The sequence below is a fragment of the Gluconacetobacter entanii genome (assembly GCF_013155425.1).
Lineage (GTDB): Bacteria > Pseudomonadota > Alphaproteobacteria > Acetobacterales > Acetobacteraceae > Novacetimonas > Novacetimonas entanii.
This window is the reverse complement of sequence record NZ_JABJWD010000008.1, coordinates 16,804-32,145: the sequence shown is the minus strand read 5'-3', so window position 1 is coordinate 32,145 and position 15,342 is coordinate 16,804. Positions and strand designations below refer to the sequence as shown.

At 63.9% G+C, this 15,342-nt stretch carries 14 protein-coding genes; 7 read left to right on the top strand and 7 right to left on the bottom strand.

Annotated elements, in window-relative coordinates; all coding sequences use genetic code 11:
- Positions 1-22 precede the first annotated feature (22 nt).
- From HNH97_RS02205 to HNH97_RS02190, 4 genes are all read left to right on the top strand, one after another.
- The gene (locus HNH97_RS02205) at positions 23-1,351 is read left to right on the top strand and encodes a 3-deoxy-D-manno-octulosonic acid transferase (protein ID WP_171789727.1); all 1,329 of its coding nucleotides are present in this window, start codon (positions 23-25) and stop codon (positions 1,349-1,351) included.
- Complete coding sequence (gene lpxK / locus HNH97_RS02200) at positions 1,351-2,337, top strand: tetraacyldisaccharide 4'-kinase (protein WP_171789726.1); 987 nt, start codon at positions 1,351-1,353, stop codon at positions 2,335-2,337. Before HNH97_RS02205 ends, lpxK begins: the two co-directional genes overlap by 1 nt.
- A complete protein-coding gene (locus HNH97_RS02195) occupies positions 2,334-3,254 on the top strand; it encodes an LpxL/LpxP family acyltransferase (protein WP_171789725.1) in 921 nt (306 codons plus the stop codon). The genes lpxK and HNH97_RS02195 overlap by 4 nt, the downstream gene beginning before the upstream one ends.
- Positions 3,255-3,428: 174 nt before the next feature.
- Positions 3,429-3,767 (top strand): hypothetical protein, encoded by a 339-nt coding sequence (locus tag HNH97_RS02190; RefSeq protein ID WP_110913282.1) that lies wholly within the window; start codon positions 3,429-3,431, stop codon positions 3,765-3,767.
- 58 nt (positions 3,768-3,825) lie between these two features.
- Here the strand turns inward: HNH97_RS02190 and HNH97_RS02185 are convergent, their stop codons facing one another.
- Positions 3,826-5,061, bottom strand: a complete 1,236-nt coding sequence (locus tag HNH97_RS02185) for a penicillin-binding protein activator (RefSeq protein WP_320442952.1) — start codon at positions 5,059-5,061, stop codon at positions 3,826-3,828.
- Positions 5,062-5,144: 83 nt separating this feature from the next.
- On the opposite strand from HNH97_RS02185, the gene rsmI reads away from it, so the two are divergent.
- Entirely contained in the window at positions 5,145-6,107 is a 963-nt protein-coding gene (gene rsmI / locus HNH97_RS02180; RefSeq protein ID WP_407716839.1) for a 16S rRNA (cytidine(1402)-2'-O)-methyltransferase, read from the top strand.
- A gap of 21 nt (positions 6,108-6,128) precedes the next feature.
- Here the strand turns inward: rsmI and HNH97_RS02175 are convergent, their stop codons facing one another.
- The 4 genes from HNH97_RS02175 to HNH97_RS02160 all read right to left on the bottom strand — a co-directional run bounded on the left by HNH97_RS02175 (position 6,129) and on the right by HNH97_RS02160 (position 10,323).
- A complete protein-coding gene (locus HNH97_RS02175; RefSeq protein ID WP_390669753.1) occupies positions 6,129-6,752 on the bottom strand; it encodes a LolA family protein in 624 nt (207 codons plus the stop codon).
- Positions 6,753-6,896: 144 nt separating this feature from the next.
- A complete protein-coding gene (gene mbfA, locus HNH97_RS02170) occupies positions 6,897-7,856 on the bottom strand; it encodes an iron exporter MbfA (RefSeq protein ID WP_110913286.1) in 960 nt (319 codons plus the stop codon).
- A gap of 225 nt (positions 7,857-8,081) precedes the next feature.
- The gene (locus HNH97_RS02165; protein WP_171789723.1) at positions 8,082-9,491 is read right to left on the bottom strand and encodes a glutamate--cysteine ligase; all 1,410 of its coding nucleotides are present in this window, start codon (positions 9,489-9,491) and stop codon (positions 8,082-8,084) included.
- Positions 9,492-9,573: 82 nt separating this feature from the next.
- Entirely contained in the window at positions 9,574-10,323 is a 750-nt protein-coding gene (locus HNH97_RS02160) for a 16S rRNA (uracil(1498)-N(3))-methyltransferase (protein WP_171789722.1), read from the bottom strand.
- A gap of 164 nt (positions 10,324-10,487) precedes the next feature.
- On the opposite strand from HNH97_RS02160, the gene ubiA reads away from it, so the two are divergent.
- Positions 10,488-11,414 (top strand): 4-hydroxybenzoate octaprenyltransferase, encoded by a 927-nt coding sequence (ubiA, locus tag HNH97_RS02155; RefSeq protein WP_171789721.1) that lies wholly within the window; start codon positions 10,488-10,490, stop codon positions 11,412-11,414.
- A gap of 39 nt (positions 11,415-11,453) precedes the next feature.
- On the opposite strand, the gene HNH97_RS02150 is transcribed toward ubiA, so the two are convergent.
- Positions 11,454-12,197: a dienelactone hydrolase family protein gene (locus HNH97_RS02150; protein WP_171789720.1), complete on the bottom strand. Its 744-nt coding sequence runs from the start codon at positions 12,195-12,197 to the stop codon at positions 11,454-11,456.
- Between the two features lie 47 nt (positions 12,198-12,244).
- Positions 12,245-13,666 (bottom strand): sugar porter family MFS transporter, encoded by a 1,422-nt coding sequence (locus HNH97_RS02145; RefSeq protein WP_171789719.1) that lies wholly within the window; start codon positions 13,664-13,666, stop codon positions 12,245-12,247.
- 311 nt (positions 13,667-13,977) lie between these two features.
- On the opposite strand from HNH97_RS02145, the gene HNH97_RS02140 reads away from it, so the two are divergent.
- Positions 13,978-15,318 carry a GntT/GntP/DsdX family permease gene (locus tag HNH97_RS02140; protein ID WP_171789752.1) on the top strand — a complete coding sequence of 447 codons (1,341 nt, stop codon included), beginning with the start codon at positions 13,978-13,980 and terminating at the stop codon, positions 15,316-15,318.
- The last annotated feature ends 24 nt before the right edge of the window (positions 15,319-15,342 follow it).

Sequence of the window (15,342 nt, the reverse complement as noted above, 5' to 3'; positions counted from 1 at the left end):
TTCCCCATGCTACCGCAGGGACATGCAAACGCGTGTATCGCAACGGGATGACCTGACGTTCCGCGACAGGATATGTGGCCGACTGTCGTGTGCCCTGTGGTCGGGGGTCGCCTCGGCGCTTGCCCCCGTACTGCGGCCATATCTTGCGCGGCGTGTGCGACGGGGCAAGGAAATCGCGGCACGGGTCTGCGAACGGCGGGGCATCGCCACCCTTCCACGCCCCGAAGGGCCGTTAGTGTGGCTGCATGCCGTCAGCGTGGGCGAAACCCTGTCCATCCTTCCCGTCATCGCCGCGTTGCATCATGCCCGGCCCGACCTGCATTTCCTCGTCACCACCGCCACCACCACATCGGCGGCCCTGCTGGTGCAGCGACTGCGCGAACTGCCCGATGGCCTGCGGGTCATTCACCAGTTCGTGCCCCTCGATGTGCCTGCATGGATGCGGCGGTTCGTGCGCACCTGGCATCCTGACGGGGCGATCCTGACGGAAAGCGAGTTGTGGCCGAACATGATCGCGGCCTGCGGGCATGAAGACGTGCCGGTTCTCCTGATCAACGCGCGCATGTCCGATCGGTCCTATGCCATGTGGCGGCGCCTGCCCTGCATTGTCGGCGCCATGCTCCGCGCGCTTGCGTGGGTGTGCGCCCGTTCGGCGGAAGATGCCCGGCGTCTGCATGCGTTGGGCCGGACAGATATCGCGCTGCTCGGCGATCTCAAGGACGCGGCATCCCTTCCGCAGAAGGACACGGACCTTGCGCTGCTGAAACAGCAGGTTGGCAACCGTCCCGTCTGGATCGCGGCATCCACGCATCCGGGAGAAGAAGAGATCGTCCTGCAGGCCGCAGCCCTCGCCCGCAGCCAGATCATCGACCTGCTGACGATCATCGTGCCGCGCCATCCCGAACGCGGCGCGGGCCTGATGCCGCTTGTGGGACCGCATGCCCCACGTCGCGCCATGGGGCAGGCCCCTGCCCCCGGTGACAGTGTGTGGATCTGCGATACGCTGGGTGAAATGGGGCTGTTCTATGCCCTGCACTGCCCTGTCCTGATGGGCAACAGCCTGCTGCCCGCCCCGCAGGGTGGTGGCCATAATCCGATGGAACCCGCGCGCCTTGGCAATGCACTGGCCAGTGGTCCCGCCATCGCCAATTTCCGGCAGGCCTTCGCGGCGCTGGGCGATGCGGTGACCTATGTGGCCAATGCGCAGGAACTGGCATGCTGGGTGGTGGATATGCTCCGCGATGAAGGCAGGCTGCATGACGCCATGACGGCAGGCCGCGCGGCCGCGACCCGTGATGCACAGGTTGCGCAGCGTGTTGCCGCAGGTATTCTCAAGGTGGTGTACCGCTGATGCACGCGCCCCATTTCTGGGAATGGCAGGGCGGGTCCCGCAGCCTCCCGGCTTTGCTGCTGTCCCCGTTTTCATGGCTCTATGCCGCCATCGGCAGGATGCGCCTGCGTCGGCATCCATGGGCCGCCCCCGTCCCCGTCCTGTGCTGTGGCAACCTGACGGTGGGGGGCACCGGCAAGACGACCGTGGCGCTGGATCTGGGCCGTCGCCTTGTCGCGCGCAATCGCCGGGTTGCTTTCCTGACACGGGGATATGGCGGCAACCTGCGGCAGGTCACACGTGTGCAGGCAGGACGGCATACCGCGCGCGACGTGGGCGACGAAGCCCTGCTGCTTGCGGCCCTTGCCCCCTGTTATGTCGGCGCGGACCGGGCGCAGGCCGCGCGCCTTGCCATCGCGGACGGGGCCGATTGTCTGATCATGGATGACGGATTGCAGAATCCCGGACTCCGGCGTGACGTCTCGCTCGTGGTGGTGGATGGGTACCAGGGGTTCGGCAATGGGTGCGTGCTGCCGGCCGGTCCCTTGCGCGAACCTGTATCCTCCGGCCTGTCACGTGCTCAGGCGATCCTCATGATCGGGGAAGACCGCACCGGCCTGCTGCATGGCCTGCCACCCGCCCTGCCCTGCCATTGCGCGACATTGCAGCAGGACGAGGCCGCCCTTCCCCTGCACTGTCCTGTCGTCGCGTTCGCGGGAATCGGGCGACCTTCCAAATTCTTCGACGGACTGCGCCAGTCAGGCGTCGATGTGCGACAGGCCGTCGCCTTTGCCGATCATCACCCCTACCACCCTGCCGAACTGGCGCAACTGCTGAAGACCGCCCACGACATGAAGGCCCGACTGGTGACCACGCCCAAGGATTTTGTCCGCCTGCCCCCGGATTTTCAGGCACGGGTCACACCCGTCGGGGTGTCGCTCCGCTGGTCCGACCCACAGGTGCCCGAACGCCTGCTGGAGACATGGCTGGGGAAATCGGGACAATGAGCAGTTCCCACGACAGGCCGCCACCACGCCGCATGTGGGTGGAGGCGACGCTGCTGTCCGCACTGCTGGCGGGATTGCGGCGCATGAAGCCCGAACATGCATCCAACGCGGCAGGGTGGCTGTGCCGGGTGGCTGGCCCGTGGCTGCCGGTTTCAAAAGTGGCCGATGCCAACCTGCGCTATGTCATGCCGCATCTGGGGCGACGGTCGCGATGGCGCATCATCCGTGACATGTGGGAAAATATCGGCCGCAATGCCGGCGAACTCCCCCACCTTGCGAAACTGCCCCACAACCCCTCCGCCGGGCCGGGATGGGATGTCGTGGGGGAAGAACACCTGCGCGCCCATGCCCATACGGGCCAGCCCGTCATGTTCGTGTCGGGGCATATCGGCAACTGGGAAATGCTGCCCCCCGCCGTGGCGCGCTACGGGCTTGCATTCTCCTCCTTCTACCGCGCGCCGAACAACCCGTATGTGGACCGGATGCTGTGCGACCTGCGTGACGAGGCCATGGGACAGGCCGTGCCCCTGTTCGCCAAGGGCGCACGTGGCGCGCGGCAGGCGCTGGCGCACCTGATCCGCGGCGGCCATCTGGGGATGCTGGTTGACCAGAAGATGAATGATGGAATCGAGGCCCGATTCTTCGGCAGGCCCGCCATGACGGCAAGCGCCATGGCCGCCATGGCGCTGCGGCAGAAATGCCCCGTGATCGCCGGATATGTGGAGCGGCTGGGTCCTGCACGTCTGCGCGTCCATGTCTCCCCGCCCTTGGAACTTCCCGATACGGGGGACCGCAAGCGCGACCAGTTGCTGCTGACCCAGCAGGTCAACGATTACATTGAACAGAAAATACGCCAACATCCGGGCAGTTGGCTCTGGCTGCATCGCCGATGGAATAGGCAACTGAACAATAAATAATCATTTAATGACTCTAAAGCGCAACAAAGCATTGCTTTTTTGTCACGGTCGGCAATTTCTGCCTCTTTCTGCGGCTTCTGGAGACAGATTCAGTTTGGCAAGCACTCATGCAAGACTTACCGTTGAGACGTGCTGTTAACGCATAGGATATGTCAGAGGGCCGACATTATGAGCATGATGGATCATCAGATTTCTGCCTCCAATGTTATTCCGCTTCGGCAGGGGTTTCTGCCCCGTCATTACGAATACCTGATGCGTTGGCTGGAAGCAGGTACCTGCATGGGACTGTGCGACGTCGATGTCACATCTGCCGAAGAAGGCGATGGCATTGAAAATGTGCTTGTCTGGGTGCGTGAAAATGCAGACCCGGCCTACATGATCCAGCCGGAAGGCATGCGCTGGGTCCTGATCGACCAGTTGCGCGACCGGCGCCTGTCATCATATCGCAGTTTCGAAGCGGCATTGTACGCCATCCGTCCGGTGCTGTCCTGTGGTGCCACCGCTGCGGCATGATTGCCGCAGCCCTCCTTTCCCACTGACGCCGCCGGACGGACAGAGTTCCTGTCCTTTGTCAGTTCGTTCCGTTCTGCAACCGCCCTGAAGGGGCCTGAACCATCCGGCTGCCACCTTCGGGCAGGATCTGGAAAATCGCCAGATCGCGGCGTGTCCGGCCACTGGCCGTAAAGCCGAAAACACCATCCACCCCTGAAAATCCCTCGTTGCGGGTCAAGGCCTGCACCGAATAGCCATTTTTCGCGCCCCCCGTCCGTGGCGCCTGGTCCAGTGCCTTCACCAGTGCCGCCGCGTCATAGGACAGGTCGGCCAGCGGGGTCGGCATATGATGGTACTGTGCCATGAAAAGCTGGACGAAATGCTGCCTGCTTGCCGGGTCCGGCGCAGCGTACCAGGCATTCTGCAACTGCGCCAGTTTGCCCGCGAATGCGCCCCAGAGGCCGGGCCCCATGATGCGCGTCTGGGTCGGAGAGACCTGCACCGCACGCAGCCCTTCGATCACATGACCCAGTTGCAGCCCCGTATCCGCCAGCAACAGCGCATCGAATGGCGGTGGGGCCAGGGGTACTTCCGCGGGTTGCGCGGGAGGCGTGGGGGGAGCATCCGTCGCGGCGGCGTCGGGGTTGGCCGGGTCAACGCCGGTCGGCACGGGCGCAGCAGGGGCGGTTGCCGCCGCCTGTGTTGCCGCCGCGGCAGCACGGCTATCGAAGGCGGAGAATGTCTTCAGTTGTTCGGTAATCTCGGCGGCGGTCGTGCCATGGTACATGATCTGGGGGGATTGCAGGCCATGTTCGCTACAGCTCTGCCTCAGGGCATCGCCCATGGCATGGCCCAGTGCCGTATTGGGCAGGAAGGCGGCGAAATGCTGCCGGTTTTCCCTGACGGCCGCCCCCACCATGCGGCGCACCTGCTGTTCCGGGGCGATCCCAAGGATCCAGACATCGGGACGCGCAACCGACACGTCGGAGGTAAAGGACAGCATCGGCACGCTGGTCTGTGCCGTCATTGCCGCCGCCTGCGTGGCGTCCCCCGCCGTCAGCGGACCAAGGATGATCCCGTCACCCGCCTTTACCGCAGCCTGCGCGGCGGCAGCGGCCCCGCCGGGGGCGGTCGTGTCATGGACGTCAAGCTTCGGCGCCGTGGGCGTGTTCATGGCCATGCGCGCCGCGCTGAGCATTTCTTGCCCCAGTCGTGCATTGTTGCCCGTCAGCGGCAGCAGCACGCCGACATTGCGCCCGGCATGGGATGTTTTCGTCCCTTCCCCGCCGCCAGCACACGCCGCAAGCGTGGACATGAGCACCCCGGCCAGCAATAAGGCCTTGCAAGGAGATCCCTGCGTGGCAGAAACAGGATCCTGTCCAAGCTTGCGGGTTACCAATGTCTGACGACTCATGTCTTTCGCCTTTGCAGTCTCGATCGGCGACGATCCATAGCGGAGATGCGAAGCCGCGTCATGCGGAGAGAGAGGATATACAGGTCATGTCATCACATGATGGAGGCATATTGACGCTGGTGGCAACGCCGATCGGCAATATGGGCGATATTTCCGCACGCGCGGTACAATGCCTGAACGAAGCCGACCTGATCCTGTGCGAGGATACGCGCACCAGCGCGAAACTGCTGCAGGCGCATGGCATCAGGACCCGCACCCGCCCCCTGCATGACCATAACGAGCAGGAACGCATCCCCGCCCTGCTGGACCTGTTGCAGCAGGGCCGCAAAATCGCGGTCATTTCCGATGCCGGCACGCCCCTGATGTCGGATCCCGGATACCGCCTGGTACGCGCCGTCATCGCGGGCGGCGGGCATGTCACGGCGGTGCCGGGGGCCAATGCGGCGGTCATGGCGCTGACGCTTTCGGGCCTGCCGCCCCATCCCTTCATGTTTTCCGGCTTCCTGCCGCCACGCGATGCCGCCCGGCGCGAAAACCTCTCCGTACTACGTGCCGCGGAACAGGCGGGGCTTTGCGCCACGCTGATCTGGCATGAGGCACCACATCGCCTGGCGGACATGCTGGCCTCACTTGCGGCGGTATTCGGCCCGGAACGGCCGGCGGCGGTTGCGCGCGAACTGACCAAGAGGTTCGAGGAAGTCCGGCGCGGCCCCGTGGGTGAACTGGCGCAACATTACCGGGACCATGCGCCACGGGGGGAAATCACGGTCATCCTCGGCCCCCCGCCTGCCGACGATACGGGGCCGCAGGACCTCGACACCCACCTGCACGAGGCCCTGAAATCACTCTCCATCAAGGATGCGGCATCCCTGGTGGCCGGGATCGTCAACCTGCCCCGGCGCACCGTCTATGCCCGGGCGCTGGAACTGACACGGGACGCGGACTAGGCAACGGGCAGGACCCGTTTCCTATTTGTCGCCAATATCCGTGTTGAACAGGCTGTCCGGCGGTTCCGCCCCGCCCACGGACGCATGCAGCAGGTCCACACGCGTGCTTTCCCCCTGCGCATCCTGGACGATCCATCCCCGCAGCAGAAGCTGTCCCTTCTCCTCATGGAAAAGCAGCGTCAGGCTGCCATCACCGGGCGAATCCGTCCGTACCAGCGTGATCTCTATCTGCGGCCCTTCGTGAACCAGCGCCGTGACCTGCACATCCCCCGACAGCGCAAGATGCGGACGCAGCAGAAGCCCGATCGGCGTCTTGTCCATCGGCATCGTGGTGGTCTGGCCCAGTTCGCTGTCATTGAAGACGACCTGGTCATGGTTGGCGACCAGCAGGAGCGGGCTGGGCGGATCATACTGGAAACGCATGCGGCGGTTCCTGCGGTCCAGCCATGCGGTGCCGGTGGACTGCTTCCCGTCCGATGCGACCTGATGGAATTTTGCGGTCAGCAGCGTGATGGTGTTGAGGTGCTCCTCGATTCGGGTGATCAGGGCATGATCCTGGTCCGAAGCCCCCACAACCATCTGCGCCTGTGCTCCGGCCGGCAGGGCATATGTCACAAGCCCGAGCACCAGCGGCATCGCCAGCATGATCGGACGCAGACCACGCAGACGTGAAAGGGGAAAACGGTCAGGGTATTTCATCGGGAAAGTGTCCGGCCAGAAAAAGCACATGCACGTGCGTGCCCCATCACTTCGTCAAGATCAAGGCAAAGCGGGAGGCATACGGGGGGATCAGCCGGAACTGCCGATCAGGACACCAGCGGCGAACACCAGCGCACCGCCAAGGACGATCTGCACGATGGCCGAACCGAATGGCGTATCCTGATAACGCCAGCGTATCCATGAAATGACGAACAGTTCGATGACCACGACAATAACGGCCGCCATCATGGCGGTGGTGAAATTATCAATCAGGAACGGCAGCGTATGGCCGATTCCCCCCGCCGTCGTCATCAGCCCGCAGATCAACCCGCGCAGCAGCGGCGCGCCACGGCCCGACAGCTTGCCATCGTCGGACAGCGCCTCCGCAAAGCCCATGGAAATCCCCGCCCCGACCGAGGCCGCCATCCCCACCAGAAACGCATTCCACGGCAGATGCGTCGCAAAGGCCGCGGCAAAAACTGGCGCAAGCGTGGAGACGGAACCATCCATCAGGCCCACAAGGCCGGGCTGTATGATCTGCAGGACAAAGCGGCGGCGCGCATCCTCGTCCTCCTCCTCCCGCTTGGAAGCGGGAAGCCGGTCGAGTTCGATCGCACCTGCCGCCTGTTCATGCCGGTCCTCGGCCAGCGCAAGGTCGCCGAGCAGCTTTCGCGTCGCGATATCGGTCGTGCGCGTCGCCGCCTGGCGGTAGAACCGCGCGGCGTCGAGTTCCATCTGACGCGCATGGCGGCGCACCGCGTCGATGCCCTGCCCCTGCACCTGCCATGCGGGCTTGCGGGTCAGGAACCCCGCAATGTCCTGCCGCCGAATCAGGGGGATATGCTGCCCGAACCTGCTGGCATACAGGTCGATCAGGTCACGGCGATGCTGGTCTTCCTCCTGCGCCATGTCGGTGAAAATTTTCGAGGTATCGGGAAATTTCTCCCGCATCGCATAGGCGAAATCAGAATAGATGCGGCCGTCCTCTTCCTCGTTGGAAATGGCGAGGGCGAGGATTTCCTGATCCGTCAATGTCGAGAATTTGCGCATGCATTACTGTATGCAGAAAGCAGTTATCGCGTTCAAGCCATTTCAGAAGACGAAAATAATTCTCATTATACAATAACAACCCAGAAAACCGGACAACAACACAAAAACATTACTATCCACCCGGATTGAGACCGCGTCGCAATACAAAACAACACCCGTACATACAGGGGGCCGGCCACCAATTCCTGATGACCGGCCCCATGGCATCCCGAACGTGGCAATGCTTCAGATTGCGGATTCGTCGAAAATACGGGTCACATCACCGCCCCAGCGACCATGATAGGCCTGCAGCCAGGCCTCGGCCTGCGTCGGGCCGCCACTGGTGATTTCATGCAGGGGATCAAGGTAACGCGCCTCGTCCTGCCCGGTGGCGTCCTTTCGCGCGCGCGCGCGCAACCCGTCGGTGGCGATCGCGACCATGCGCCCGGCAAGGCCACGCAGCACGCCGCCCGCCCATGGCGCATCCAGCCCATGGCGCGGCACCGCCGCACGCAGGGCGACATAGCTTTCCCATGGCTGTTCACGCACAAGGGCGTCCGCCGCGGCCAGCGCCGCGTCATCATACAGCAGGCCGACCCACAGCGCGGACTGCGCCAGCATCATCGCGGGCGACCCGGCATCCGCGCCACGCATTTCCAGAAACTGCTTCAGCCGGACATCGGTGAAGGCAGTGGTCATATGGTCCTCGAAATCGCCCAGCGTCGGGGTCAGTCCCTCCAGCCCCTGCTGGGTGTCGCCATTCATCCATGCACGGAAGGAACGGCCCGCCACGTCATGGATCCGCCCGTCGCGCATGATGAAATACATCGGCACGTCAAGCAGCCATTCGACATACGCCTCGAATCCGAAATCAGGGGCAAAGAATGCCAGCGGCATGCCCGAACGCTGGTTATCCGTGTCGGTCCAGACATGGGCACGGTTCGACAGCAGGCCATTGGGATGGCCCTCGTAAAACGGCGAATTCGCGAACAGCGCCGTCGCCACTGGCTGCAGCGCAAGCGAGACACGCATCTTGCGCACCATGTCCTGTTCGGAGGCGAAATCGAGATTGACCTGGACCGTGCAGGTCCGCAGCATCATGTCCAGCCCCAGCGTGCCAACCTTGGGCATGTAGTTGCGCATGATGGCGTAGCGGCTTTTGGGCATGGTCGGCATGTCTTCGCGCCGGGCGAAGGGGTGAAAGCCCAGCGGCGCGAACCCGAGGCCAAGCCGGTCACAGACGGGATGCAGGCTGTCGAAATGCTCCTGCATCTCCGCCCGGGTTTCATGCAGGGTCGCCAGCGGCTTGCCCGACAGTTCGAACTGCCCGGCCGGTTCAAGGGAGATGGACGCCCCCCTGTGCGCCTCGCGCCCCTTCAGGCCAATCAGCGCGCCCGTGTCACGGATGTCGTGCCATGCGCCGCGATCCTGATCCCGCAGGGACGACAGGACGGCATGGATCCCGTCAGGCTCATACGGGGGCGGCAGCCATGGCGCACGGCCCGGCGGCGTGGCCTGCGGACGTATGAAGCCGAATTTCTCATGTTCCGTGCCGATCCGCCACGCATCTTGTGGTTTTGCCCCAGCCGCCAGCAGGCCGGCCAGTTGGGTAACCGATTCGATCGGAGTTGTATCTTGGTCGCCAGGGTTGGACATGACGTGGCGGGAATCCTCGTTACAGAAAGAGTGCGAAACCATTGTGGACCGGATCCGGTCCCTATGCCAGAGAGCGGCCGGATCAATCCCCTCCGGCCAGTCCCCTGCGGATGCCAGCCCCCATCAGGGCCAGTCCTGCCGCTGCCGCCGTATCCGCCCGCAGCACAAGCGGCCCCAGCGACAGCACCCGTGTGACAGGCTGGCGACGCAGGAACGCCTGCTCCTGGGCCGAAAACCCGCCTTCGGGTCCGATCAGCAGGGCATCGCCGGAACGCGCACGGGGAACTTCACCTTCCTGCGCCGTGGGGTCCAGACGTTCAAGTGCAACGAACAGTTGCATATCTGCCGGGTAGTGCGCAATCGCATCCGTCATCGGCCGGATCGGGCGGATGTCGGGAACATCGAGGCGCTCGCACTGCTCGCTGGCCTCACGCGCGATGGCCGACAGCCGTCCCTCGTTCAGGCGATGGGTATTCGTGCGTTCCGTAATGACGGGATGGAAACAGCCAACACCAAGTTCCGTTCCCATGCGGATGATCATTTCGGTCGCATCGCGCTTGAGCGGCGCGAACATGATCTGCGGCCCCCGCGTCACGCACGGCGCGCGATCCATCTGCCCAAGGCGGATTTCCCCACGATCACGGCGCAGCATCTCTATGGTGGCGGACCATTCACCATCGCGGACGTTGAACACGACCACGCGCGCGCCCGCGCCCAGACGCAGGACATTGCCCAGATAATGCGCGCGATCCGGTTCCAGCCGGATGACCATTTCGGGCTGCATGGGCGGGTATGCCTGCGGGTCCATGAACAGGCGGGGACTGTCCCTCATGATGTTTCCTTCGGTCTGTGGCGTATCGGCCTGCCATCTCGGTCTTGTCGTCGCGGCCCGGACTTGACCACGCACGATCATCCGGCCCATCTGTGTCCGCATTAGCAGCCAGGTCGCCCGGCGTCATCGTCATGCCGGGCCTCATCGCCGGGAGAATACATGTCGTGACACAGTCCGCGTCGCATACCGACATCCGTACTGACGGCTGGATCGGGCGTCTTCCCGCGCCCCTGCGCCCCTATGCGCTGCTGGCACGGCTGGACCGGCCCATCGGGACATGGCTTCTGTTCCTGCCGGGGGTATGGGGCATCCTGCTGCCTGCCGGTGTCACGCCACGCGAACGCCTGCGCCTGATCGTGCTGTTCGGGATCGGCAGCATCGTCATGCGCGCGGCAGGATGCGTGGTCAATGACATGTGGGACCGCGATATCGACCGCATGGTCGCGCGCACCGCCGGACGCCCGCTGGCCAGTGGCGCGCTGCGCATGCGCGAGGCCGGGCTGTTCCTGATCGCGCTGCTGCTGATCGGGTTCAATATCCTGATGTGCCTCAACCCGCTGTCACGAGTGCTGGGTGCCTCCTCGCTCCTGCTGGTGGCGCTGTATCCACTGGCCAAGCGGGTGACGTGGTGGCCGCAGCTTGTCATGGGCTTCACGTTCGGGTTTGGCGCCCCGCTGGGATATGCGGCGGCGGCGGACCGCATCGACCTGGCGCAGGGTATGCTTTATGCCGCCACCATCGTCTGGCAACTGGGGTTCGATACGATCTATGGCTTTCAGGACATGGAGGACGACGCCCGGATCGGGGTGAAGTCCACATCGCGCCTGATGGCGAACAGGGCGCGCGGCTTTGTCGGGACCTGCTACGCACTCGCCCTTGCAGGCATTGCGGCAGCGGGGGCGCTGTCGCACCAGGGGCCGGGCTTCTGGGCCGGGCTGCCGCTGCCGGCCGCGCTGCTGGCATGGCAGGTCATGCGCCTTGACGAACACAATGCCCCGCAATGCCTGCGCCTGTTCCGCTTCAACCGTGAAACGGGCCTTGCCGTGGCGCTGGTGCTGGTGGCGGGCTTGCTGACGCGCGGCGCGCCCTGAACAGATGCGGGCGGGGCGGCATGTTCCCCTGCCCGGCCATCATGTCAGGTTACGGTGGAACAGCGCCTTGGCCATGTCCATGCACTGCAGGAACAGTGCCGCGTCGTAACGTGGCCCTTCATCACGCAGGAAGGCATGCTGCGCGTTGAATTCATGCCATTCGTAACGTATTTCCGCCAGTTCCATCCGCTCACGGATCAACTGCCGGCCGGCGAACGGCACATGCGGGTCCTGACGTCCCCACACCATCATTACCTCGCCTGAGATTTCAGGCAGGCGTGCGAGCGTATCGTCATGCTTCCCCTCCCCAAGGGAGGCGCAATGGATATCGGTGGCGTAAAAGCATGCCGCCGCCCGCACGCGCGCATCGAACGCCGCACGGAAGGCCAGATGCCCGCCAAGGCAGACGCCCAGCGTCCCCACCCGCCCCGAACAGGCGGCGCAGTCATCAACCAGCCACGACACCGCCGCACGGGCATCATGGTCATAGGCCGCAAGGGGCTTGGTATATTTCAGGGCATTGCCCCGATCCGTGCCCGCCCTGTCATAGGCCAGGACCGTGCCCGCCGGTTCGTATTCATGGTACACCTCCGGCACCGCAACGACATGGCCCTGCCCCGCCACCATGGCCGCAAGCCTGCGGATGGGGGCCGTGACCTGATAGATTTCCGAAAACAGGACGATGCCGGGAAACTGTCCCTCCGCCACGGGGCGAAAGACATGCAGGCGCATCCGGCCAGAGGGCGTGTCGATGTCGAATGTCTCGTCAGTGCGGATAATCATGAAACCTGCAATTCCACCATTGGGTCAGAAATCCCCTGATCGCCGCCTCAGCGACCGAGGTCACGCAGCCTGCGTCCCTTCATCAGGTGATCCTCGATCGCCTCAAGGGAGACGCCTTTGGTCTCCGGCACGAAGCCAAGGGTAATGACGATGAATATCGCGTTCATCAGCGCGAAAAGCCAGAAGGTCCGTGCCTCCCCCAACACCTCGAGGACCGAAAGGAACGTGTTGCTGATCAGCCAGTTGGCGGCCCAGTTCGTGAATGTCGAACATGCGATGCCGAAATCACGGCCCCGCAGCGGCTGTATTTCCGAACACAGCGTCCACACCAGCGGCCCCGCCCCCATCGCGAATCCCGCAACGAACAGCAGCAGCGCCACCACCATCCCGATCTCCTGCGGCAGGGTCGAGGCCCCCATCGCCACCAGCGCGCCCGCGACCGCCATGCTCAGCGTCATGACAACGCAACTCAGCAGCAGCAGCGGGCGACGCCCCCAGCGGTCGATGAACAGGATCGCAAGCCCCGTCGCCGCCATGTTGACCAGACCGATGACCGCCGTGGACCACGTGGCGGCCGCAACGCCGAAATGCGCGGCCTGAAAGACCTTGGGCGCATAATACATCAGCACGTTGATGCCCGTCAGTTGCTGCATCACCTGAAGCAGCATCCCCAGCCCGACAGAGCGGCGGAAATTGGGATTGGTGCGAAAGAAGGTCCACACATTGCCGTGCTCCTTCTTCAGTTCTGTTGCGATGTCGTCGATTTCACGATCCGCCTCCTGCGGGCTTGAACGCAGGTAGCGCATGACAAGACGGGCATGGCGCGTATCGCCGCGCATCATCAGCCAGCGCGGGCTGTCGGGCAGGAACAGGCAGCCAATACAGAACACCACCGCCGGCAGCGTCATCAGCCCCAGCATCCATCGCCAGTGCCCGCCATAGGACAGGAAGCTGTCAACGACATAGGCCAGGAAAATGCCCAGTGTCATCATCAACTGGTAACATGAAATCAGCGACCCGCGGGCGGATTCCATCGCCACCTCGGAAATGTAGAGCGGCGCGGTAAATGCCGCGATCCCGACCGCAAGGCCCAGGAAGACGCGGCCGATGACCAGCACCATGACGGACGGCGCCAGCGCACAGGTGACCGACCCGGCAAGGAACAGGATCGCCGCCCCCATCAGCGCCTTGCGCCGGCCAAAGCGGTACGACAGGTTCCCCGCCACGATCGACCCCACGGCGGCAGCCGCCATCATGGAGGAGACGATCCATTCCTGCATCTGCGCGGAGGCATGGAATTCATCGCCGATGAAGGTCAGGGCCCCGGCGATGACACCCGTATCAAGGCCGAACATCAGTCCGGCAAGGGCCGCAAGAAGGCTGACGCCCACGGAACGGGCCAGGAATTCGGGGGAACCCTGCGTCCCGTCGGGCCGTGTTATGGATGCCGGGGACTGAAGTGACGACATGACAGTTTCCTTGTCCGGTTTTTATGATGAAAGCGCGGACGGCTTTCATTCTGTCTTGTTATTTGCAACTGTTGTCATTGCTCGCGATGCTGGCGGCAGATGGTGTTCCCATATGCCGGGCATGTCCGGTCAGCTTATGGAAAAGGATTTATTTTTCCAGTCACCATCCCGACACGGACGCACGGCACCCAGGATCGTGTGCAATATTGCCCACGTTACGCCATGGTCGCGTTCCATATTCGCCTTTTCACCCCACATGCGGCGCATGTCGCGACAGATCACCCAATAATAATAATTTTACAGATGTGATGATGTCCCCTTTTATTGCCGTTACCCTTGCCGTCATGGCCATAATCGCCGTGATCGTCCTGATCGGGCGATGCAGGATCAATCCGTTCATCGTGCTGTTCGGTGTGTCGATCCTGCTTGCACTATGCGCGGGCATGCCGCCGCAAAAGGCCATCTCCTCGTTCGAGGAGGGCGCGGGCAAGGTCCTGGGCCATGTCGCCACCGTGATCGCGCTGGGCACGATGCTGGGCAAGATGCTTGCGGAATCCGGCGGCGCGGACCAGATCGCCCTGACCATCACCCGCATCGCGGGCGCACGCCGCGTCAGTTGGGCCATGATGGTCATTGGCCTTCTGGTGGGACTGCCGGTCTTTTTCGAGGTCGGGTTCGTCCTGCTCATCCCGCTGGCCTTCACCCTTGCGCGACGCACGCAGACGCCGCTGCTGATGGTGGCGCTGCCGATGGGGGCGGCGCTGTCGGTCACCCATGCGATGATCCCGCCGCATCCCGCAACCCTGCTGGCGCTGGCGGCCTATCATGCGGATACGGGCCGCACCATCCTGTGGGGGGCCATCATCGGAACGCCGGTCGCGGCCCTGGCCGGTCCCGTCTATGCCCGGTTCATCACCCCGCGGATTGGCCCAACGAACGAGGCCGCACTCGCCAGCCAGTTCGTCAATGACGCGACGCCCGCGAACCTGCCGCCCTTCATGACCACGGTGTTCTCGATCCTGTGCCCGGTGCTGCTGATGCTGGTGGGATCAGTGGCGGACCTGCTCTCGCGCCCCGGTGACACGGCCAACACGATCCTGCATTTCGTCGGCAATACCGATATCGCGCTGGCGATCGCGACGGTGCTGTCCTTCTACGTGCTGGGGGTCGCGCGGGGCTTTTCACGCGCGACCATCCTGAAGTTTACCAATGAATGCCTCGGCCCAACCGCGCTGATCATGCTGCTGGTCGGCGCGGGCGGCGGGTTCGGGCGCGAACTGGTCGATAGCGGGATTTCATCGTCCATCACCACGCTGGCGCTGGGCGCGCATGTCCCCCTGCTGGTGCTGGCATGGCTGCTGGCGGTCGTGGTGCGCGTCGCCACCGGATCGGCCACCGTGGCGATGAGCACGGCATCGGGAATCGTGGGGCCGATCCTGCTGCATGCGCACGGTGTCTCGCCCGAACTGATGGTGATCGTCACGGGCGCGGGTTCGGTCGCGCTCGGCCCGCTCAATGATGCGGGATTCTGGCAGATCAAGGAATATCTGGGCCTGACGGTGGGGCAGACCATCCGCACATGGTCGGTCGTGGAAACCCTGATCGCCGTGCTTGGACTGCTGTTTACGCTGCTGGCGTCACTGGTTGCCTGAAAAGGCCCTGAAACAGAAGAACGC

Excerpts from the sequence above, each read along its gene's own strand:
- HNH97_RS02145 (WP_171789719.1), bottom strand. The coding sequence starts at position 13,666 with ATGTCGTCACTTCAGTCCCCGGCATCCATAACACGGCCCGACGGGACG.
- HNH97_RS02185 (WP_320442952.1), bottom strand. The coding sequence starts at position 5,061 with ATGTCCACGCTTGCGGCGTGTGCTGGCGGCGGGGAAGGGACGAAAACA.
- HNH97_RS02195 (WP_171789725.1), top strand. The coding sequence starts at position 2,334 with ATGAGCAGTTCCCACGACAGGCCGCCACCACGCCGCATGTGGGTGGAG.
- HNH97_RS02190 (WP_110913282.1), top strand. The coding sequence starts at position 3,429 with ATGATGGATCATCAGATTTCTGCCTCCAATGTTATTCCGCTTCGGCAG.
- mbfA (WP_110913286.1), bottom strand. The coding sequence starts at position 7,856 with ATGCGCAAATTCTCGACATTGACGGATCAGGAAATCCTCGCCCTCGCC.
- HNH97_RS02175 (WP_390669753.1), bottom strand. The coding sequence starts at position 6,752 with ATGCTGGCGATGCCGCTGGTGCTCGGGCTTGTGACATATGCCCTGCCG.
- HNH97_RS02150 (WP_171789720.1), bottom strand. The coding sequence starts at position 12,197 with ATGATTATCCGCACTGACGAGACATTCGACATCGACACGCCCTCTGGC.
- rsmI (WP_407716839.1), top strand. The coding sequence starts at position 5,145 with ATGTCTGACGACTCATGTCTTTCGCCTTTGCAGTCTCGATCGGCGACG.
- HNH97_RS02165 (WP_171789723.1), bottom strand. The coding sequence starts at position 9,491 with ATGTCCAACCCTGGCGACCAAGATACAACTCCGATCGAATCGGTTACC.
- HNH97_RS02160 (WP_171789722.1), bottom strand. The coding sequence starts at position 10,323 with ATGAGGGACAGTCCCCGCCTGTTCATGGACCCGCAGGCATACCCGCCC.
- lpxK (WP_171789726.1), top strand. The coding sequence starts at position 1,351 with ATGCACGCGCCCCATTTCTGGGAATGGCAGGGCGGGTCCCGCAGCCTC.
- HNH97_RS02205 (WP_171789727.1), top strand. The coding sequence starts at position 23 with ATGCAAACGCGTGTATCGCAACGGGATGACCTGACGTTCCGCGACAGG.
- HNH97_RS02140 (WP_171789752.1), top strand. The coding sequence starts at position 13,978 with ATGTCCCCTTTTATTGCCGTTACCCTTGCCGTCATGGCCATAATCGCC.